16 protein-coding genes are annotated in these 19,469 nt (G+C 68.4%); 14 read left to right on the top strand and 2 right to left on the bottom strand.

Going from position 1 to position 19,469, the window contains the following annotated elements; all coding sequences use genetic code 11:
• Positions 1-116: 116 nt before the first annotated feature.
• The 3 genes from ACYUED_RS13210 to ACYUED_RS13200 are packed head-to-tail and all read left to right on the top strand — an operon-like array spanning position 117 to position 4,972.
• Positions 117-1,283 (top strand): HpcH/HpaI aldolase/citrate lyase family protein, encoded by a 1,167-nt coding sequence (locus tag ACYUED_RS13210; protein WP_491292477.1) that lies wholly within the window; start codon positions 117-119, stop codon positions 1,281-1,283.
• 24 nt (positions 1,284-1,307) lie between these two features.
• Positions 1,308-4,160, top strand: coding sequence for a phosphoribosyltransferase (locus ACYUED_RS13205; RefSeq protein WP_491292476.1), 2,853 nt, complete (start codon positions 1,308-1,310; stop codon positions 4,158-4,160).
• The gene (locus ACYUED_RS13200) at positions 4,160-4,972 is read left to right on the top strand and encodes an HAD family hydrolase (protein ID WP_491292475.1); all 813 of its coding nucleotides are present in this window, start codon (positions 4,160-4,162) and stop codon (positions 4,970-4,972) included. Before ACYUED_RS13205 ends, ACYUED_RS13200 begins: the two co-directional genes overlap by 1 nt.
• A 3-nt stretch (positions 4,973-4,975) precedes the next feature.
• Here ACYUED_RS13200 and ACYUED_RS13195 read toward each other — a convergent pair whose 3' ends face one another.
• On the bottom strand, positions 4,976-5,197 hold the full coding sequence (locus ACYUED_RS13195; protein ID WP_491292474.1) for an FmdB family zinc ribbon protein: 222 nt from the start codon (positions 5,195-5,197) through the stop codon (positions 4,976-4,978).
• A gap of 221 nt (positions 5,198-5,418) precedes the next feature.
• Here ACYUED_RS13195 and ACYUED_RS13190 point away from each other — a divergent pair, with 221 nt between their 5' ends.
• The 3 genes from ACYUED_RS13190 (at position 5,419) to ACYUED_RS13180 (ending at position 9,909) form a co-directional block, all read left to right on the top strand.
• Positions 5,419-7,356: a transglycosylase domain-containing protein gene (locus ACYUED_RS13190; protein WP_491294241.1), complete on the top strand. Its 1,938-nt coding sequence runs from the start codon at positions 5,419-5,421 to the stop codon at positions 7,354-7,356.
• A 76-nt stretch (positions 7,357-7,432) separates the two neighbouring features.
• On the top strand, positions 7,433-8,710 hold the full coding sequence (locus ACYUED_RS13185) for a polysaccharide deacetylase family protein (RefSeq protein ID WP_491294240.1): 1,278 nt from the start codon (positions 7,433-7,435) through the stop codon (positions 8,708-8,710).
• An 83-nt stretch (positions 8,711-8,793) separates the two neighbouring features.
• Positions 8,794-9,909: an amidase domain-containing protein gene (locus ACYUED_RS13180; protein WP_491294238.1), complete on the top strand. Its 1,116-nt coding sequence runs from the start codon at positions 8,794-8,796 to the stop codon at positions 9,907-9,909.
• Positions 9,910-10,177: 268 nt separating this feature from the next.
• Here the strand turns inward: ACYUED_RS13180 and ACYUED_RS13175 are convergent, their stop codons facing one another.
• Positions 10,178-11,554 (bottom strand): hypothetical protein, encoded by a 1,377-nt coding sequence (locus tag ACYUED_RS13175; RefSeq protein ID WP_491292473.1) that lies wholly within the window; start codon positions 11,552-11,554, stop codon positions 10,178-10,180.
• Positions 11,555-11,742: 188 nt separating this feature from the next.
• On the opposite strand from ACYUED_RS13175, the gene ACYUED_RS13170 reads away from it, so the two are divergent.
• From ACYUED_RS13170 to ACYUED_RS13135, 8 genes are all read left to right on the top strand, one after another.
• Positions 11,743-11,985, top strand: coding sequence for a hypothetical protein (locus tag ACYUED_RS13170; protein WP_491292472.1), 243 nt, complete (start codon positions 11,743-11,745; stop codon positions 11,983-11,985).
• Positions 11,986-12,392: 407 nt separating this feature from the next.
• Positions 12,393-13,160: an iron-containing redox enzyme family protein gene (locus tag ACYUED_RS13165; RefSeq protein WP_491292470.1), complete on the top strand. Its 768-nt coding sequence runs from the start codon at positions 12,393-12,395 to the stop codon at positions 13,158-13,160.
• A 13-nt stretch (positions 13,161-13,173) separates the two neighbouring features.
• Entirely contained in the window at positions 13,174-14,172 is a 999-nt protein-coding gene (locus tag ACYUED_RS13160; protein WP_491292469.1) for a 2-hydroxyacid dehydrogenase, read from the top strand.
• A gap of 2 nt (positions 14,173-14,174) precedes the next feature.
• Positions 14,175-15,329, top strand: a complete 1,155-nt coding sequence (locus ACYUED_RS13155) for an FAD-dependent oxidoreductase (RefSeq protein WP_491292468.1) — start codon at positions 14,175-14,177, stop codon at positions 15,327-15,329.
• A gap of 59 nt (positions 15,330-15,388) precedes the next feature.
• Entirely contained in the window at positions 15,389-15,925 is a 537-nt protein-coding gene (locus tag ACYUED_RS13150) for a hypothetical protein (RefSeq protein WP_491292467.1), read from the top strand.
• A 12-nt stretch (positions 15,926-15,937) separates the two neighbouring features.
• Positions 15,938-16,819 carry a hypothetical protein gene (locus tag ACYUED_RS13145; protein ID WP_491292466.1) on the top strand — a complete coding sequence of 294 codons (882 nt, stop codon included), beginning with the start codon at positions 15,938-15,940 and terminating at the stop codon, positions 16,817-16,819.
• A gap of 80 nt (positions 16,820-16,899) precedes the next feature.
• A complete protein-coding gene (locus tag ACYUED_RS13140; protein ID WP_491292465.1) occupies positions 16,900-18,663 on the top strand; it encodes an SUMF1/EgtB/PvdO family nonheme iron enzyme in 1,764 nt (587 codons plus the stop codon).
• Positions 18,664-18,720: 57 nt separating this feature from the next.
• Positions 18,721-19,458: a class I SAM-dependent methyltransferase gene (locus tag ACYUED_RS13135; RefSeq protein WP_491292464.1), complete on the top strand. Its 738-nt coding sequence runs from the start codon at positions 18,721-18,723 to the stop codon at positions 19,456-19,458.
• The last annotated feature ends 11 nt before the right edge of the window (positions 19,459-19,469 follow it).

Genomic DNA, 19,469 nt, shown 5'->3' with positions numbered 1-19,469 from the left:
GGTCGAGTTACCAGAAATTCATGCCCAGTGGGAACCCTTGGCATGGATCTCTACGTACTATTACCGGCCACCCATTACCGAATCCAGAGCATTACCGTGCGCCACGGGGGAGTCCTATGCGTCATTTCGGGCACATCGCCCCGGAGGTGCGACAGCACCTCTTCCATCAGGAGCCGTGTGAGTTCACCACGGACTCTCCGGCCCGGCTGCTCTCCGTGGCCCTGGGCGCCACGCTCTACAGTCCGGCCACCCGGCCGCGGCTCGCCGACGACATCGTCAAGCAGGCGGGGCTGGGCGTCGTCTCGATGGTGCTGTGCCTGGAGGACTCGATCGACGACGCGGACGTGCCGGAGGGGGAGGAGAACCTCGTCCGCCAGTTCGCCGACCTGGACGCGCGGACCGGAGCCGGCCTCCCGCTGCTCTTCATCCGGGTCCGTACGCCCGAGCAGATTCCCGACCTGGTGGAGCGGCTCGGGGTGACGGTCCGGTTGCTGTCCGGATTCGTGCTTCCCAAGTTCACCGAGGAGCGCGGCATCCCCTTCCTGGAGGCCCTCGCGAGTGCCGAGGCCGCGAGCGGGCGCCGGCTGTTCGCGATGCCGGTGCTGGAGTCGCCGGAGCTGCTCTACCGCGAGTCGCGGGTGGAGGGCCTGGAGGGAATCGCCCGCGCCGTCGACAAGTACCGCGACCGCGTCCTCGCGCTGCGCCTGGGCGTGACCGACTTCTGTTCCTCGTACGGACTGCGCCGGGCCCCCGACATGACGGCGTACGACGTCCATGTCGTCGCCTCCGTGATCTCCGACGTGGTGAACATGCTCGGGCGGGCCGACGGCACCGGATTCACGGTGACCGGGCCCGTGTGGGAGTACTTCCGGGTGCCGGAGCGCATGTTCAAGCCGATGCTGCGCACCAGCCCCTTCCTGGAGGGGCAGGCCGTCGAGCTGCGCGAGAAACTGATTGAGCACGCCATGGACGGGCTGCTGCGGGAGATCTCCCTGGACCAGGCCAACGGCCTGCTGGGCAAGACCTGCATCCACCCCTCCCACGTACTGCCCGTGCACGCGCTGTCCGTGGTCAGTCACGAAGAGTTCGGCGACGCCACGGACATCCTGCGGCCCGAGCGCGGCGGCGGGGGTGTGCTGAGGTCGGCGTACACCAACAAGATGAACGAGGTGAAGCCGCACCGCGCGTGGGCCGAGCGGACCATGCTGCGGGCCGAGGTGTTCGGCGTCGCGCGCGAGGACGTCAGCTTCGTGGACCTGCTCGCCGCCGGAATCCCCGGCTGAACCCACTTCACCATCTAGGGACGCATGAACAACGCAGTGAACAACCCGGTCTGGTCCGGGACCTGGGTCGCCGAGCGGCTCGGTCTCGAACTCACGGGCGACGACGAGCTGACCGACCTGCTGGGGCTGGCCCTGCGCCGCAACCCCAAGCGGGCGCATCTGCTCGTCTCCAACGTGCTGGGCAAGCACGTACCGCAGTCGCCGTCCGTGGTCTACGGCTACGGGTTCGCGCTCGGGCGCCGGGTGCGGGATCTTCTGGGCGCACGGGAGGCGGGCGCCGCGGTCGTCCTCGGTTACGCGGAGACGGCGACGGGTCTTGGCCACTCGGTCGCGGACGGCGTGGGCCTCGCCCCGTACCTCCACTCCACCCGCCGCCCGGTCGCGGGCGTCGCGGCGGCGGGCGGCTTCGAGGAGTCCCACTCCCACGCCACGTCCCATCTGCTGCTGCCGGAGGATCCGGCGCTGCTGGCCGGGGACGGGCCGCTGGTCCTGGTCGACGACGAGTTCTCGACGGGGAACACGGTGTTGAACACCGTCCGCGATCTTCATGAGCGGTATCCGCGGCGGCGGTACGTGGTGGTGGCGTTGGTCGACATGCGGTCGGCCGCGGACGCCGGGCGGCTGGAGGAGTTCGCGCGCGAGATCGGCGCCCGGGTGGATCTCGTGGCGGCTGCCTCGGGGACGGTTCGGCTGCCCGAGGGGGTGCTGGAGAAGGGGCAGGAGCTGGTGGCGCGGTACGAGGCCGAGAGCGCGGCGGGGGGTCGAGTGTCGTCCGCGGCGCCGTCATGGTCGGTCGCGCAGTTCCCCGTGCCCCTGAAGGGCATGGGCGTTGACGGTGAAGCCGGCGGTGAGGCCGGGGGTGCGGCGGCGGGTGGTGTGTCGTCCGCGGTGCCGTCGTGGTCGGTCGCGCAGTTCCCCGCGCCCCTGAAGGGCATGGGCGTTGACGGTGAAGCCGGCGGTGAGGCCGGGGGTGCGGCGGCGGGTGGTGTGTCGTCCGCGGTGCCGTCGTGGTCGGTCGCGCAGTTCCCCGCGCCCCTGAAGGGCATGGGCGTTGACGTCGAAGCCGACGATGAGCGCACCCCCCTGCAGGCGGGCCTTGACGTCGAAGCCGACGGCGAGTCCACCCACCTGGGGGCGCGGGGAACTGCGCGATCCACCCCCACCGGCCCGCACCCGGAAGACAGCCGCAACCACCCCGTACCCACCCGCATACAGCTGCGCTGGCCCCGTGGCCTCCCCGACGGCGGTCGCCACGGCTTCACCCCGCAGCACCGCACCCGCCTCGAAGGCGCCCTCCCCGCCATGGCGGCCCGCCTCGCAGAAGCACTCCCCGCCGACGCGCGAAGCGTCCTCGTGCTCGGGTTCGAGGAGCTGATGTACGCCCCGCTCAGGCTCGCCCGTGAGCTGGAGCAGGTCGTCGATGCCGAGGTGCGGTACTCCACGACCACCCGCTCGCCGGTGCTGGCGGTCGACGACCCCGGGTACGCGATACGCAGCCGTATCGTCTTCCCCGCCCACGACGACCCGGCCGACGGCCCCGGCCCGCGGTACGCCTACAACGTGGCCGGCGCGGGCTTCGACGCCGTGGTCGCCGTGGTCGACTCCGCCGCCGACACCCCCGAACTGCACGCGCCGGACGGCCTGTTGGCCCAGTTGGCCGCTCACACCCCGCACGTCGCCCTCGCGGTCGTGCCCTCGTACGCCCCCGAAAGGCCTGCCATGCTGCCCGAGCCCCTTCGCGGCCCCGCCTTCTCCTCGTACGCGCCGGAAGAGGTCGGCTGGCTGCTCCAGGACCTCTCGGACGTGACGCTGGAGGCGCCGACCGAGGAGCGCGAGGAGGCCATCCAGAGCGGTGGCGCGCACTACGCCGAGTCGCTGCCGGTCGAGTACCAGCCGAGCGAGCAGTACCAGGACCTGTTCCACGCGGCGCTGCGGGAGTCCACGGCGCGGCTGGCACTGGCGGTCGGCGCGGTGACGGAGATCGTGCTCGCCGAGCGGTCGCCGCGGCCGGTGCTCGTCTCGCTGGCCCGTGCCGGTACGCCCGTCGGCGTGCTGATGCGGCGCTGGGCCCAGTTCCGCCACGGGCTCGAACTGCCCCACTACGCCGTCTCCATCGTCCGCGGCCGAGGCATCGACGCCAACGCGCTGCGCTGGCTGGCCGCCCACCACGACCCCTCCGACGTGGTGTTCGTCGACGGCTGGACCGGCAAGGGCGCCATCACCCGCGAACTCGCCGACGCGATACGGGAGTTCGAGGTGTCCGACGGGATCACCGGCTTCGACCCGGAGATCGCGGTGCTGGCCGACCCGGGCTCGTGCGTGCGGACGTACGGCACCCGGGAGGACTTCCTCATCCCCTCGGCCTGCCTCAACTCGACCGTCTCGGGCCTGATCTCGCGGACGGTGCTGCGCGCGGACCTCGTCGGCCCGCACGACTTCCACGGCGCCAAGTTCTACCGCGAACTCGCCGGCGCCGACGTCTCGGTGGGCTTCCTGGACGCCGTCGCCGCACGCTTCCCGGACGTCGCGGACACCGCCGAGGCACAGGCCAAGGAGCTGCTGGCCGGCGACCGCGAGCCGACCTGGGAGGGCTGGGCGGCCGTCGAGCGGATCAGTGAGGAGTACGGCATCCACGACGTGAACCTCGTCAAGCCGGGCGTCGGGGAGACCACGCGCGTGCTGCTGCGCCGGGTGCCGTGGAAGATCCTGGCGCGGGCCGGAGCGGGCGCCGACCTGGACCATGTGAGGCTGCTGGCCGGGCAGAGAGGCGTACCGGTGGAAGAGGTCGACGAACTGCCGTACACCTGCGTGGGGTTGATCCACCCCAAGTACACGCGCGGTGCGACCGGCGCCGACGGCCGGGCGGTGTCGGTCTGATGCCGGTGCTGGTGGCGAGCGACCTCGACCGTACGCTCATCTACTCCGCTGCGGCCCTCGCGCTGACCATGCCGGACGCGCGGGCGCCCCGGCTGCTCTGCGTCGAGGTGCACGAGGCCAGGCCGCTGTCGTTCATGACGGAGACGGCGGCCGGACTGCTGACCGACCTCGGTGACGCGACGGTGTTCGTGCCGACGACGACCCGCACGCGCAAGCAGTACCAGCGCATCAACCTGCCGGGCCCGCCGCCGAAGTACGCGATCTGCGCCAACGGCGGCCATCTGATGGTGGACGGCGTCTCCGACCTCGACTGGCACGCGCGCGTGACGGCACGGCTGGCCGAGCAGTGCGCGCCGCTGGACGAGGTGCGGGAGCATCTGCTGCAGACGGCGGACCCGGCGTGGGTGCGCAAGCACCGGGTCGCCGAGGACCTCTTCGCCTATCTCGTCGTCGAGCGTGAACTGCTGCCCGAGGACTGGGTGAAGGAGCTCGCGGTGTGGGCGGAGAACCGTGGCTGGACCGTGTCGCTGCAGGGCCGCAAGCTCTACGCCGTCCCGAAGCCGCTCACCAAGAGCGCGGCGATGCGCGAGGTCGCCCGGCGTACGGGCGCAACCCTGGCGCTGGCCGCGGGCGACTCCCTGCTGGACGCCGACCTGCTGCTGGCAGCGGACAAGGGCTGGCGCCCGGGCCATGGCGAACTGGCGGACGCCGGCTGGACGGCCCCGGAGATCGTGGCGCTGCCCGAGCGGGGGATCCTGGCGGGGGAGCGCATCCTCCGGGAGTTCCTGAAGGCGGCCGGAGCGGCTCAGTAGGCGTCAGCCGCAGCACCCGCCACCACAGCAACCGCCCCCGCCGCCACCGCTCGCCGGTGCCGAGGCGGGGGCGGACGTCGTCCCGCCCACCGCCACCGTCGACAGAAGCTTCACCGTGTCCGCATGCCCGGCGGGGCAGTCGGCGGGGTCGGAGGACTGAGCCATCGGCCGGCTCAGTTCGAACGTGTCGCCGCAGGTCCGGCAGCGGAATTCGTAGCGAGGCATGCGACCAGGTTAACGGGACCGCGAGGCTGCGAGTGTGACCAATCTCTCAAGGTCGCCATGTTCCTTACTGATCGGTATGTGATTGTTCCTGTTGGATTCGAGTGTGTAGAAGGTGCGAAGATCATTGGTAGTTTTCGCACGTGACCGGGACAGTGCAGCGAAGAGGCCGGGCGACTGACCACCGTCGGCCGCGCCGCCGACGGGCGGTAGCGAAGCGGTCCGTGTGGGTGGCGTTACGCCGCCTCCGCCCTGCCTACCCGCGCCCCGGCCGTACCGGCTCGCGCCGCTGGATCCCCTCCCTGCGTCAGGTGTTCGGCGCCGCACTGGCCGCCGTCGGACTGTCCGGCCTGTTCCTGGGCGTCGCCTACGCGGTCACCGACATACCGCCGAACCTGAACAGCTACGCCACCCAGCAGGACAACGTCTACTTCTGGTCCGACGGCACCCCCCTCGCCCGTACGGGCTGGGTGCGGCGGCAGGCGATGCCGCTGAAGGACATACCCGAGGACGTCCGCTGGGCGGTGCTCGCGGCGGAGAACGAGAACTTCTACTCCGACCTCGGTATCTCCATCAAGGGCCTGACCCGCGCGCTGTGGCGCACCGTCGGCGAGGGGGACACCGAGGGCGGCTCGACGATCACCCAGCAGTACGTCAAGAACGTGTATCTGACGCAGAATCAGACGGTCAGCCGCAAGTTCACCGAGGCGATGATCGCCCTCAAGCTCGACAACAGGATGAGCAAGGACCAGATCCTGGAGGGCTATCTCAACACCAGCTGGTTCGGCCGCGGCACGTACGGCATCCAGCGCGCCGCCCAGGCCTACTACGGCAAGGACGTCACCCACCTGAACGCCGGTCAGGCGGCGTTCCTCGCCTCGCTGTTGAAGGGGGCCGGGCTGTACGATCCCACGCTCTCCGAGGCCAACCACCGGCGTGCCGTGGAGCGTTGGTCCTGGATCCTCGACCGGATGGTCAAGATCGGCAGGCTGTCGCCGGCCGAGCGGGCCTCGTACAGGACGTTCCCCGAGCCGCTCAGGTCCGCCCGCGACCACGACACCGGCAAGCAGAGCGACTACCTGGTGGAGCTGGCGCAGCAGTACGCCAAGAAGGCCGCGCACATCTCGGCCAAGCAGTTCGACCTCGGCGGCTACCAGATCTACACGACCTTCGACCGACGGCGGGAGGCGGCGCTCACCGACGCCGTCGCCAAGGCCCGCCGAGGCGCCCGCAAGGACGAGCCCGAGGCCGCGCGGACCGCGCACTACGGCGCCGCCTCCGTCGCCACCGACGGCCGGATCCTCGCCGTGTACGGCGGACCCGACCACCGTACGCAGGGCTACAACGAGTCCAACGCGACCACCGTGCAGGCCGGTTCGGCATTCCTGCCGTTCGTCTACGCCGCCGGCCTTGAGCACGGCGTCCGCAGGACTCGCGGCGGGCCCGCGACACCCGTCATGCCGCTGACGCTCTACGACGGTAACGACGGCGTCACCGTGACCACCCCCGAAGGCCCGTACTGGGACCGCGCCGGCAAGCAGGTCGTCGGTCACAACCACGGCCGCAAGTCCTACGGGCGCATCGCCCTCGGCAAGGCCCTCGCGCTGTCCGTGAACACGCCGTTCATCCAACTCGGCATGGACACGGGCCTGAACAGGGTGCGGGAGACCGCCGAGGCGGCCGGACTGCTCGCCTCCAGCATCGGCCCGCAGGTGCCCGCCCTGTCCCTGGGCAACTCCACCCCCAGCGCGATCCGGATGGCCGGCGCGTACGCCACCTTCGCCGCGGACGGCGAGCACACCGAGCCGTACTCGGTGCGCCGGATCACCCGCAACGGCGCGACGGTCCGGCTGCGCACCCCCATCGCGCGCCGGGCGATCGGTGCCCGGGTCGCCGAAGAGGTCTCCCAGGCACTGACGGACTCCCTGAACGCCGCCCACCCCACCGTCTCCACCCCCAAGGCGGCGGGGAAGTCCGGCACCACCGAGGACGACACCGCGGCCTGGTACGCGGGCACCGCCGCGTCCGTGTCGACCGCGGTCGTCGTCTACCGCATGGACCTGGCCGCATCCCTGGAGCCACTGCCGCTCCAGGGCCTGGCCGGTGACTCCGCCGACGGCGTGCCCTACGACGTCTGGGCGGACGCCATGGGCCTCGGCTGATCCCCGAGACCCGCACCACCCCCCACCCCCCTCGCAGAATGAGTACCGCATGCCTCGTGAGCACCGCATGCCTCGTATGAAGCCGCCCCCCGGCCGGCGCCGCAGAGCCGCTGCCCGCCGCCCCGCCCGCCCGGAAGTCCGCACCCTGACCGCGTTCCTCGTGGTGGCCTCGGTGGTCGCCGGGTTCCTGGTCCTGACCCGCCCGGACCACACCGCCCCCACCGCCTCCGCGAACAAGACCCCCAGGACCTCGACCGCCAGAACCGGCACGGAACCCGCCTGGAACGGCAGGACCGCGATACTCGGCGACGGCTCCACCTCCTACACCGGCCCGCAGAAAGGCGTGTTGGAACCGAAGCCGCTCAAACCCGGTGAGAAACCACCCCAGTTCGTCGTCTTCTCCTGGGACGGCGCACTGGAGGGCAGTGACCATCTCTTCTCGCACTACCGGGAGTTGGCGAAGAAGTACGACGCCCATATGACGTTCTTCCTCAGCGGCATCTACCTCCTGCCCAAGAGCAGGGCGAAGCTCTACCACCCGCCCCGGCACCCGGTCGGCACCGCCGCCATCGACTACGCCACCGGCGACCACATCCGCACCACGCTGGAGCAGCTGCGCCTGGCGTACGAGGACGGCAACGAGATCGGCACCCACTTCAACGGCCACTTCTGCGGCAAGAAGGGCGGCGGCGACTGGAGCGTCGCCGAGTGGAAGAACGAGATCGACCAGTTCTACGCGTTCGTGGAGAACTGGAAGACCAACACCGGCTACACCGACGTACCCGCCCTGCCCTTCGACTTCCGCAAGGAGATCACCGGCGGCCGCGCCCCCTGCCTGGAGGGCCAGAAGAACCTGCTCAAGGCCGTCAGGAGCAACGGCTGGCGCTACGACGCCTCGTCCACGGGCGACTTCCAGATCTGGCCCGCCCGGAAGAGCGGCGTGTGGGACTTCCCGCTGCAGCTGCTCCCCTACGAGCAGGGCAAGTACCAGGGCCTGTCGATGGACTTCAACTTCCTCGCCAACCAGTCCAAGGGCGAGACCGACGGCAACCCCGCCGACTACGCGCGGTGGGAGCGGCAGACCCTCGACTCCTACCTGGCCGGCTTCGACCGCGTGTACTACGGCAGCCGTGCCCCGCTGTTCATCGGCAACCACTTCGAGGGCTGGAACGGCGGCATCTACATGAAGGCCGTCGACCAGGTCGTCAAGAACGTCTGCACGAAGAAGGGCGTCAAGTGCGTGTCCTTCAAGGAGCTGGCCGACTGGCTGGACGTGCAGCAGCCGGAGACCCTGGCGCGACTGCGGGGCCTGGACCCCGCACAGGCGCCCGACTGGTCGACGATCGCGCACTGAACCACCCCCCACCACAAGGAGACACCTCAGTGAGACCCAGCAAGTCCCGTACGAACAGCGGCCGTTGCACGATCGTGGCCGCGATGTCCCTCTCCGCGGCCCTGCTTCCCCTGTCCGCCGCCCACGCGGCCGGCGGCGCCCCCACCGCGGGAACAGCCGCGCCGGCCGTGACCTCGGCGACGACCGACTCCTTCGGCCGTCTCGCGGACGCCGTCCTCACCGACCGTACGGCCGCCCTTCTCGAAGGGGCCCCGAAGGCACCCACTGCCCCGAAGGCGACCGGCGGTGTGCGGCTGGCGGCCACGGCGGCCAGGTCCGAGGCCGGCGCCGTGACGTCACTGCGCGGCACCCGCTCCCGGCTCGCCGCGCTCGGCGAGGCCTACACCGGCGCCGACACGAAGGTCACCGTCGACAGCGCCCGCCTGCGGGGCCGCACGGCCACGGTCCAGGTCACCGAGAGCACCACACTGACGTACGCGAAGATACGCGGCGACGAACCCGCCACCACGGGCTTCACCGCCCACCACCGGCTCACCTTCACCGCGGGCCCGGACGGCACCTGGCAGCTCACCCGCGAACGGCTCACCGACAAGGGCCCCCGCCCGGTCAACGAGCCCGCCCCGGCGACAGCCGCGCCCACCGTCCGCCCGGGCGCCGTCATCGACGCGCCCCGGTCGGCCACCACCTACCCGGCCCCGGCGAAGCCCAAGAACCTCGGCACCGGAACCACGTACAACTACGCGGCGATGGCGACGTACGCCGAGAAGTACTGGAAGAACTACAACACCGCCTACCGGCGCTACAACAGCGCCGGCGGGGACTGCACCAACTACGTCAGCCAGTCCCTGTTCGCCGGCGGCTGGAAGCAGGTCGCCAACTCCCGGGAGGACTACGGCACTTGGTACTCGAAGACGTCGGGCGAGTCGGACACCTGGATCGGCGTCAACGAGTGGTCGTGGTTCACGCAGACCGCGAAGCGGACGACCGCGCTGGCGAACGCGTACCAGATGGACGTCGGTGACCTGCTGCAGATGGACTTCGACAAGGACGGGTCGAAGGACCACTCGATGATGACCACCTACCGGAGTTCCAGCGGGGTGCCGTACCTGACGTACCACGACACCGACACCTACCGGCGGTCGCTGTCGAGCCTGATCGCGTCGTATCCGAACTCGGCCTACTACGCCTACCGGAGCTAGTGCCGCGTCAGTCAAGGTTCGCCCCGTCGCGACGCCCGGCACGCACTCTCGCCGCACCGGCCGAAAGCCCAAGTACGTCCAGTACGAGGACTTCCGGCCGGCACGCCGAGAGCACGCACCGGACGCCGCTCCTTGACGGGCAAAACCTTGACTGACGCGGCACTAGCCACTGCGCTCGGTGGCGCCGTGCTCGTCCGCGGCGCCACCGGGGCCGGTCGTGTCCGCGTGGCGGAGCCTCGGACCGATACCGACACAGCCCCGCGCCCCTTCAGTGCGTCGCGGAACCGCGTGCTTCCCGGATCTGCGCGACCACCCTCGCCACCGTCTGCCGTACCGCCTCGGTCTCCGTGAGGAAATGCCAGTAGTCGGGGTGACGGCCGTCCAGCGCGGCGACCGCCCGGTCCAGCCGGGCCACCGAGTCGTCCAGCGGGCGGGCGTGCCGCGGGTCCGGCGTGGCCCGGCCCGTCATCGCCAGCCGCTGGGCGTCCCGGATCGCGAAGCGCGTGCGGTCGATCTCCTGGTGCGGATCCTTCTGTACGGCGTTGAGCCGCTGCAGTCTGTCCCGCGCGGCCGACACGGACTCGTCGGTCGTGTTCAGCAGGGCCCGTACCGTCGACAGCAGCGAGGTGGCGTCCGGCCAGCGCTGGTTGTCCCGCGCCGCCTGTGCCTCCTTCAGCTTCAGCTCGGCCTGCCGGACGTTCTCCCCGGCCTGGTCCGGTACGTGCTGCAGGTCCTGCCAGCATGCCGCCACGAACCGCCGTCGCAGCTCGCTCAGCACCGGTTCCACCTGTCCGGCGCGCGTGGTGAGCGCCTGTGCGCGGGTGCGCAGCGAGACCAGCCGGTGATCGATCTCGGCGGCCTTCTCCGGCAGCCGCTCGGCCTCCGCACGGACCGCCTCGGCCTCCCGCGCCAGGCGCTCGGCCCGCTCCAGCGTCTCCGGAACCCCGTGCTGCCCGGCACCCTGATTGAGCTTGGTCAGCTCGGGGGCCAGGCGGGCGAGACGCGCGGCGAGGTCGTCCGCCTTCAGCCCTGTCGCCCGTACGGCATCGAGGGCGTTCGACGCGGCCAGCAGCCCCTGCCGGGCACGCTCCACCGCGGGCGCCAGCCGGGCCAGCTGCGTCTCCGCCTTGCCGAGCAGCGGCCCGAGGCTGTCTGAGAAACGAGCCAGCTCCCGCTGGACATCGGCCAGCTCGTCCTTGGCCCGGGTGAGCTCGGTGCGCGCGTGTGCCGCGACCGAGGCCTCCAGGTCGTCACGGTCGAGGTCGTGTGCGTCGACCGCCTCGATGTAGCGACTGCTGGCCTCGTCGATGCGCCGCCCCAGCGCTTCGAAATCGGAGATCGCGCGCCGGGCGGCGGGGGAGTCGTCGACGGCCGTGATCGTCTCGATCGAGATCCGCAGGTCGCGCTGGGCGGTGTCCAGCTCGTAGAACGCGGCCGCCGCGGCGTCCTTCGCGGCCTGCGCCTCGGCCCGCTGGCTCTCGGCCCGCCCGCCGAACCAGCGCCGGGTGCCGCCCCCGGCGAACGCGGCGGGCAGCGCGAGCGCGACGACGAGCGGCACGGCGAGCAGGGTGAAGGTGTCCTTGAGCGCCTGGCGGTGTGCGCGCGGCACCAACGGCGAGTACGGCTTCGAAGGTGTCGCCGTCACATCCCTCTCCCGTGCTGTCATCCGTCCTGGCCGGTGCCTCGTTTCATTCTCCCACCGGTTAAGGACGAACACACGGGCCGGTTAGTACTCCAGCAGAGCTTCGCTATCTGGCCTGGTCAGAGGCATCGTCGGGAGTGTAGTTGGCCGGCATGCCAGGGGGCGGTCTTGCCGGACCGCCCCTCCAACGAATGACATCGCCGTCGGTAGTGACAGTGCCGGGCCATGGCCTGACACCTGCGGCCACCTTCGCCACCCTCATCCAGGACCCACGCATCGGCGCCACCGCCACAGAAGGCCTCAAGCACCTCCGCGAACTCTTCGGCGGCCGCGCCACCCCAGGCGTCAACCAGGCCGCCGAAGCCCACGCCGGCGACATCCCCGAGGACACCATCCGCACCGTGGCCCCCGCCCACATCAACCGCCTGCCCTGACCTGTCGATCAACTGCGGTTATAGCGCCACCTCGGTATGTGACACCACGCAGTAGGGGCGGGCGGCGTGCCAACCTGGCCGGGTCAGTGGGCAGGGTCGGGCTGCCGGAGGAGGGTGGTGAGAAGGTCGCCCTGACGGAGGTGGTCCGGAATGCGGTTGAGCCATTCCATTATCGAACAACCGCATCGCGCTAACGAAGATCGCAATCCGCAACCACGGTATCAATCCCTCTACATGACCCGAAACCTCGTCAACTTGCCTCCCCATGAGGCAAGATGACCGGGTAACGGGCCCGAGGCCACTGGTGTTGAACGCCAATGAGGTGCCATCGGGTCAAGGGGGACGAGCGCACATCTGTGAGTGCCGGTCACTTGCGGGCGTGCGACGTTGCAAGGGGAGGCAGGGGGATGACCTACATCGGTCCGTGGCATGCGGAATCCGCGCTTCGTCTCGTGGACTCGAACGTGGATGCCTGGGATTACGAGTCGCGTTTCATGCCCGTTGAAACCTCACCGCTCCATCCGGCGGTCGAACTGGCGAGTCGACTGGTGCCGGACAGTGGGATAGAGGACCATCCGTTCTTCAGGGTCGCCGCCGGCTCACGAAAGGCACTGGAGTTCTGGGTGACGCAGGAACTGTTCGTCACCGGGGTGTTCGCACAACTGCTCAATCTGACCGCCAGCGCGGTGGTCAACGTGCACCAGCGAGCGAGACTCAACCTGGTCGTCCAGGGCGAACACGGTGGGGTGAGGAAGGGGGCGGCCCGTGCCTCGCATCCCTGGCTGCTGCACAAGCTGAGGGAGAGCATGGGAATCCCGCAGGAGGCTGTGACCGTGGCCGCCCCGACGCATACGTTCCTGCGTGCCCTGGCAGGGTTCATGGACACCCCTGTGAACGCTCTGGGCAGCCTGGGGGTCGGTAACGAGCAGATGCTTGTTCCGGAATACGGAGCGGTGAAACAGGCATTCGAAAGTGCGGCGCCGGACGCGGATTACGCGGAGTTCCTACATGCCAACATCGACGAGGACACGACCCACTCCGCGATCATGGCCCACGTCGCGTCCGAACTGATCACGCGGGACCCGTCGCTGGCCGATGGTTACTTGGCGGCTGCTCGTGGATCCGTAATCGCGCGCAAGGAGTACTACGACGAGTTGTACGGAATTCTCGCGTAGGTACTGACAATCCATGCCTGAGCTTGGGGTACAGATGGCAGATCTTGGAAGAGTCCTCGTCACGGGCGGCAGTGTGGCCGAGGAGCATCTCGACAGGCTGACGCAGGAAGGATTCCGGGTGCACCAAGTGCCCGGACTCCTCAACGAGGATGAGCTGGCAGCCGAGCTCGAAGGCTGCACCGGCTACCTGTTGGGCGGAGACGAGTACGCCTCCAGAAAGGTTCTGAGCCGTGCGGAATCGCTGAAGGTGGTCGGGTTCCTCGGCGTCGGATACATGTCGTTCGTCGATGCGGACTCCGCCCGCGAATTCGGCATCGCAGTGACGAACACCCCCGGCACGCTCACCAGCAGCGTCGCTGAGTTCACCATCGGCCTGCTGCTGGCCCAGCGCAGGCAGATCCCCTCCTACGCCGCCGACTTCCGGGCTGGTCGAGGGGGGAACGAGCAGAAGCAGCGGGACGTGGCCGGTCACAGGCTGGCTATCGTCGGGCTGGGCGCGATCGGCACGAGAATTGCGGAGATCGCGACGATCGGGCTCAATGCCGAGACGGCGTACTTCTCGCGCACCCGCAAGCCCGCTGAGGAAGAGCGTCTCGGCATCACGTACAAAGAGCTGCCCGACCTGCTGGCCTGGGCGGAGAGCGTCATCCTCATGGTCCCCGAGACACCAGAGACCCGTGGGTTGATCGGGAGTAAGGAGGTCGGGCTTCTGCCACCCGGGGGCGTGTGTCTGATCAACACGGCCAGGCCATCAGTCGTGGCGCCCGGGGCGCTGCTCCAGGGCCTGACGAGCGGCCGTATCCGTTCCGCGGCGTTCGACGGCTTCTACGACGCCGAGACCGCCGAGACCGCCGAACTTCTCGCTCTGCCGGAGTCCCAGCTCCTCGTGACCGGTCATATCGCGTCGCTCACGCACGACGCGCGGGATGCCATGGCTCTGAAGTGCATCCAGTCCATCATCAACGTGGTCACTGAAGTACCGGATGCCTACGTCGTGAACGAGAGAGACTGAGTGTGAAATCCAAGCTGCTCATCGTGGGGGGAGGCGTCGTCGGCTGTGCGATCGCACTCGAAGCCCGGAACATATTCGACAGCGTTGTCCTGACCGACGCCAGGGAGGGCCTGGGCCTGGCGGCCAGTTCGGCAGCCATCGGAGGGATCACGCCTCAGAGTGACGACTTCTGCCGAGGGCCGTTACGAGTGCTGGCGGAGGAAAGCCGGAGGATGTACCCGGACTGGCTCAAGGTCCTTGAGAGCCAGTCCGGGGTGAGCGTTCCGTTCCTGCAGTCGGGCCTTCTTCAGGTGGCGTTGAACGAGGAAGAAGCCGGCAGGCTCCAGGATCAGGTGGTGCCCCAATGGGTCGCCCAGGGATTCGCCGTGGAACACCTGGCCCCCGACTCCGTGGCCGAGGCGGAGCCGCTGCTGTCCCGTCAGCTGAAGTCGGCTGTCAGGCTCCCAAGCGAAGCGGCCCTCGAGCCCGCCGTGCTGATGTCGGCACTGGCCGGAGCGTTGACCAAAGATCCGCAGGTCACGGTCATGAGCGGGGTGCGGGTCAAAGGCGTCCGCCGCTCCGGCAGCGGTGCGGAAGTCGACCTGGGTGCGAGGGGCACGCTGCGCGGCGACGCGTGTGTGATCGCGGCAGGCGCCTGGAGCTCCGAACTGGTCCCCACGGACGAACGGGCGCAGTTCCCCGTCCGTGGGCAGGCGGCGGAGCTGAGGGTGCCAGGCAGTCGGGCCTACTCCCTCCGGCACCACATCTATTCGAAGATCCCCGTCGGGGGAGAAACCGTTTCGTCGTACGTGGTGCCACGCAGCGACGGGCGCGTGGTGGTCGGAGTGACGTACGACGAGGACCGCTGGGACGAGGCTCCGGAAGAGCAGGCCACCCGACGCCTGCTGAATGCCCTGCACATCATGGTGCCGAGTTCTGACCGCTGGACTCTTCTGAGGTCCTGGGCCGGAGTCCGACCGGGCACCGCCGACGGCTACCCCCTCATCGGACCGATCGATGAGGACGGCCCTGTCGTCCTCGCCACCGGGCACTTCGGCGTCGGTATCACCCTGGCTCCGGTCACCGGAGCTCTGGTGACCGCACTCCTCTCGAGGACCCGTATAAGCGAGAGCCACCTCGCGGCCCTCCGCATGATGGACCCTAGGCGCTTCATGTAGACCAGAAACTGAGGGAGAGAGTGATCGGTAGAGCGAAGCGCGTATGGCGCAGTGTCGGTATGCGCTGGGGACTGCTGGCCGTTCTGGTGCTGGTGCTGATGATGCCGCTCTGGGGACTGCAGCCGTACGGAAAGCAGTTCGACTACAAAGCGGCCGGCACCTGGGGTGACTGGGTGAGCGGTCTCGGCCAGTTCGCGGCCGTGGCGACAGCGATCGGCGTGGTCTTCCGCTCGGAGCACAGGGACCGCCAGCGACAGCAAACCTCCGTCGCGGCGTGGATGACCGTGCTGTCCGATGTCAACGAACCCTACTGGGCCGTACAGATCGAGAACTCGGCCTCGCTCCCCGTCTTCCGCTGGCGAATCGACAGCCCCGATGGCGCCGTGCATCTGTGCCATGAGGAACTCGGCCCCATCACCCCGGGAAGGACGGACTACGAGGTAGCGGTACCGGCACAGGCAGACCAGTCACACGCACTTCCTTTGAAGATGACGTTCGTGGACAGTGGTGGGCAGCTCTGGAGCCGGTCCGAAATGGGCGGCATCAGCAAGTTGCGCGGCCCTATCACGTGGCACCAGATCGGCACCAGTAGTTAGGCACGAGGTGAGATGGCGGCAGGAGACGACGCGAGTGATCAGCGAGGCACGTCGGTTCGGCGTATTCATCCGCAGGCATTCCGCGGTTCCCCTGAGCGGTCCTCCTCGGGGAGCAGGCAAGGCCATACGTCGGTTCCGCAGGGGCAGTCTTCCGAGCAGGTTCCGGAACTGTCCCACTATCTGGGGGCCATCCGGGCACTTCCAGACCTCACCCCCGAGGGGTCCGAGACGGGAGTTCTGCCGGACCGGCCCCTGGAATCGGTATGGATACCCCGAGAAGCGCGGGAGATCGGCTGCCTGTCCAGAAGCCTTCCTCCTGATGACGAGGATGCTCCCGGCTTGCCACTCGACGGGTTGATCCTGAACGGCACTAGCCGGTCGCTCGTCCTGATCGGGCCACCCTGTTCAGGACGCACATCTGTCTGCGTCCACTACGCCTCTGAACTGGCGAGGCGCTTGCTCGCCGGAGAGGCTGACGGCCCGGTGCCCTTGCTGTTCGACGCGGTGGACGTTCCGGCACAGGACAACTTCGTGTCCATAGCCGAAGCGATCGTACAAGCCGCCGTGGCACGTGCCGAGATAGGCGGCTACAGCGAAAACGCCAGATCCGCCCTACAGAACTCGCTCGACAACGCCTTCCTCTTCGTGGACGGGGTCGAGGACGTCCCCACGAACGGTCATCGAAGCTCAGGTAATTGGTCCTGCAAGACCATATTGTCGACGGTGGCGCAACTCCAGGTCCACTACCCGAACCTGCGGATCCTCATGACGATCTCTGATTCCACCTGGTTCTTGAACGATTGCGCGCGGTCCCGTCAGGTCCAGGTCTACAACCTGCGTCCGCCGCGGCATCAGGATGTCGAGATGTACATCAACACCTGGTTCGGTGGCTGATGCCGAGACGTGACGGAGACCTAGCCCGACAACTCATCGCGGCTGTCCGTGCAGACAGCGCCCTGGCGTCCGCTGCCCGAGTGCCCTACCTCCTGCATCTCCTGGTCGTATCGGTGGAGCAGAACCGTGAGATCCCCACGTCGATCGGCCACTTCTGTCGGCTGGCCGCGGACGAATTCCTGCGTAAGCGCCCTCGGCGTCGAGCAGAAGAATCGCAGGACACGTGCCTGCTGCGGGCCGAATATGACTCCGAGATACAGCGGATCATGGAGGAGATCGGCTTCGAGGTCGTTTCGCTGCGTGCCGTCGATCCACTGGCCAATACGATACCGGCATCCGCCACGCAAGCGCCCATCGTGCGCGCCCTGGGGGGTGACGACCAGTTCTACAACGCATATCCGGCCGTGGCCGACTACGTCGGTTTCCTTCGGCGTGGCCACGGTATCCTAGCGGTGGACGGCTCCGCTCGGCTCTCCTTCCGGGAGAGCCTGTTCCGTGACTACTTCGCCGGCTGCGCAATGGCGCACAGGGACTCACAGACAATTGTGGAATCCTGCCGGAGCGTTGTCTGGCACGCACCGTTGAAGTACTGGGCCAGTGCCCAGTCGACCTTCGAGGGATACCGCCTGGTCACTGCCGTCATCGCGGAGCTGGTGAGCGCGGCCGAAGACGACGCGGACTGCGCCCTCACCTATCAGATCCTCGCCGCTGAACTGATGGCTGCCCTCCAGGTGGCCATGCCGGGCGTCCCTGTCACGGGTCTCAGCCGCGGCCTGCATCGCACCGTATCGGCTGCCCTGACCGCCGCGTCGACGGACCGGGTGATCCCGCTCGATAAACGCGCCAAGGCGGCGACGCTCTACGCACAGCTCGACCCGGTCACTTGGGAGGAGAGGTCATGCGCCCTAGTGGCGGAAAGCGTGTGCATGCCTGGCGGGACATTTCCAGTCGGCAGCGTCAGCCCGTTGGACTCACAGGACGAAAAATATCGGCTCATCGACTGGCACCCACAGCGGAATGAGGAGATCCAGTCCTTCCGGATCGCGAAGTTCCCGGTCACCAACGGGGAATACGCAGAGTTCATCCTCTCCGGCGGCTACCGTGACTTCGACTGCTGGCCCGAGGGGCCGGCCCGATTGTGGGCGATGCAGGATTCCGCATTCATCGACGGCCCCGAGGGCCCACGCGTCGGATCGACCGCCTCCCAACGCCTGCATCTCCGGAAGGAAATGCGAGAGGGCATCGTGGATGAAAACGCGTTGCAGGACTATGTCGACCAACTCCTGCTCCGCGAGGTACCGCTCTACTGGTGGGACCCCAGGTACAACCAACCGACCCAGCCGGTCGTCGGCGTCAACTGGTGGGAGGCACTGGCCTACTGCCGGTGGCTGACAAAGAGGTTGCGTGAGAACGGTTCTCTGGACGACCGTAGTTTCGTAGACATCCCGTCAGAGTTCGAGTGGGAGCGTGCCTGTCTGCGCAGCCCGGTGTCGCAGCCCCATCCATGGGGGGAGGCCTGGGAGGACGACATGGCCCATGTCCGGACCGAAGTTAACTGGATTCAACAGTCAGTGCCCGTGGGGATCTTTCCATGGGCGACCTGGGAGGGCGGACCACAGGACATGGTGGGTAACGTCTGGGAATGGACTAAATCCCTGACCCGGTCGTACTCGGACGTCCGTCCCGGGCGCGAGGAAGTCTCGGACCAGAGTGACAGGACCGTCCGCGGAGGATCGTGGTTCTCGCGTGAGATCAATGCGCGAAAGATCCAGTTCAGGTCCTATGACCCGCCGCAGAACGCCTATGTGGACCTTGGCTTCCGTGTTGCTTACTATACGATGTAGGGGGTTTCGGGAATGGGAAATGCCCAAGCGCCGGCCGCGGCGCCCGTCCCCTCGCGCGTGGAGGACCGGCCCGACCTCTACGACTGGACCTACCAGGGGTATGACGAGGACTTGGCGTACTGGCAGTCCGCGGTGGGTACCGGCCCGATGCTGGAGCTTGGGGCGGGTAGCGGAAGAATCAGCGTGCCTTTGTCGGCCGCTGGCGTCGCTGTGATCGCGTTGGACCATTCGGCCGACATGCTGCACGCGCTCGGGAAGAGGTCGGTGGCCAAGGGCGTCGTCGTGCGGCGGCTATGCGCCAGAATGCAGGACATCCCCCTCCGAACGGCCTCCCTGACCTCGGTCATCTGCCCGTTCGGGTCCATCAACTACCTTCTTGATCAGGATGACTGGCTCCGACTCTTCGTTGAGGTGCGGCGTGTCCTCCGCCCCGGCGGGGTCTTCGCCTTCGAAGCCCTTTCCTGGGCCACGTTCGGTGACTGGCTCCATGGGGCTGAGGAGCGCGTCGTCAAACAGGATCGGACGAGCGAGCGGGTGATCACTCTCACCTGCCGTTACGCGTTCGACTCCGCGACACAGATAGCGCGTCAGGTCCGAACGTACACGGTGAAGGACGGGGCCGGTGAGGTGGAGCACCAGGTGCTGTGGGTGAACCGTTACGCCATGGCGGGAGAGATCAGGGCGATGCTGCGGTACGCAGGACTGATGATCGTGGACGAGGCCGGTGATTACAACGGCGGCCCTTACCGGCATGGCTCAGAGTTCTACCTCGTGAGGTGCCAGGCACGCCGCTGACCGATCTATCG

The sequence above is a fragment of the Streptomyces sp. DF42 genome (assembly GCF_058267695.1).
This window is presented reverse-complemented; position numbering and strand designations above follow the sequence as displayed.

Coding starts and splice junctions, on each gene's coding strand:
- ACYUED_RS13210 (WP_491292477.1), top strand. CDS start 117: ATGCGTCATTTCGGGCACATCGCCCCGGAGGTGCGACAGCACCTCTTC.
- ACYUED_RS13205 (WP_491292476.1), top strand. CDS start 1,308: ATGAACAACGCAGTGAACAACCCGGTCTGGTCCGGGACCTGGGTCGCC.
- ACYUED_RS13200 (WP_491292475.1), top strand. CDS start 4,160: ATGCCGGTGCTGGTGGCGAGCGACCTCGACCGTACGCTCATCTACTCC.
- ACYUED_RS13195 (WP_491292474.1), bottom strand. CDS start 5,197: ATGCCTCGCTACGAATTCCGCTGCCGGACCTGCGGCGACACGTTCGAA.
- ACYUED_RS13185 (WP_491294240.1), top strand. CDS start 7,433: ATGAAGCCGCCCCCCGGCCGGCGCCGCAGAGCCGCTGCCCGCCGCCCC.
- ACYUED_RS13180 (WP_491294238.1), top strand. CDS start 8,794: ATGTCCCTCTCCGCGGCCCTGCTTCCCCTGTCCGCCGCCCACGCGGCC.
- ACYUED_RS13170 (WP_491292472.1), top strand. CDS start 11,743: ATGACATCGCCGTCGGTAGTGACAGTGCCGGGCCATGGCCTGACACCT.
- ACYUED_RS13165 (WP_491292470.1), top strand. CDS start 12,393: ATGACCTACATCGGTCCGTGGCATGCGGAATCCGCGCTTCGTCTCGTG.
- ACYUED_RS13160 (WP_491292469.1), top strand. CDS start 13,174: ATGCCTGAGCTTGGGGTACAGATGGCAGATCTTGGAAGAGTCCTCGTC.
- ACYUED_RS13150 (WP_491292467.1), top strand. CDS start 15,389: ATGCGCTGGGGACTGCTGGCCGTTCTGGTGCTGGTGCTGATGATGCCG.
- ACYUED_RS13145 (WP_491292466.1), top strand. CDS start 15,938: ATGGCGGCAGGAGACGACGCGAGTGATCAGCGAGGCACGTCGGTTCGG.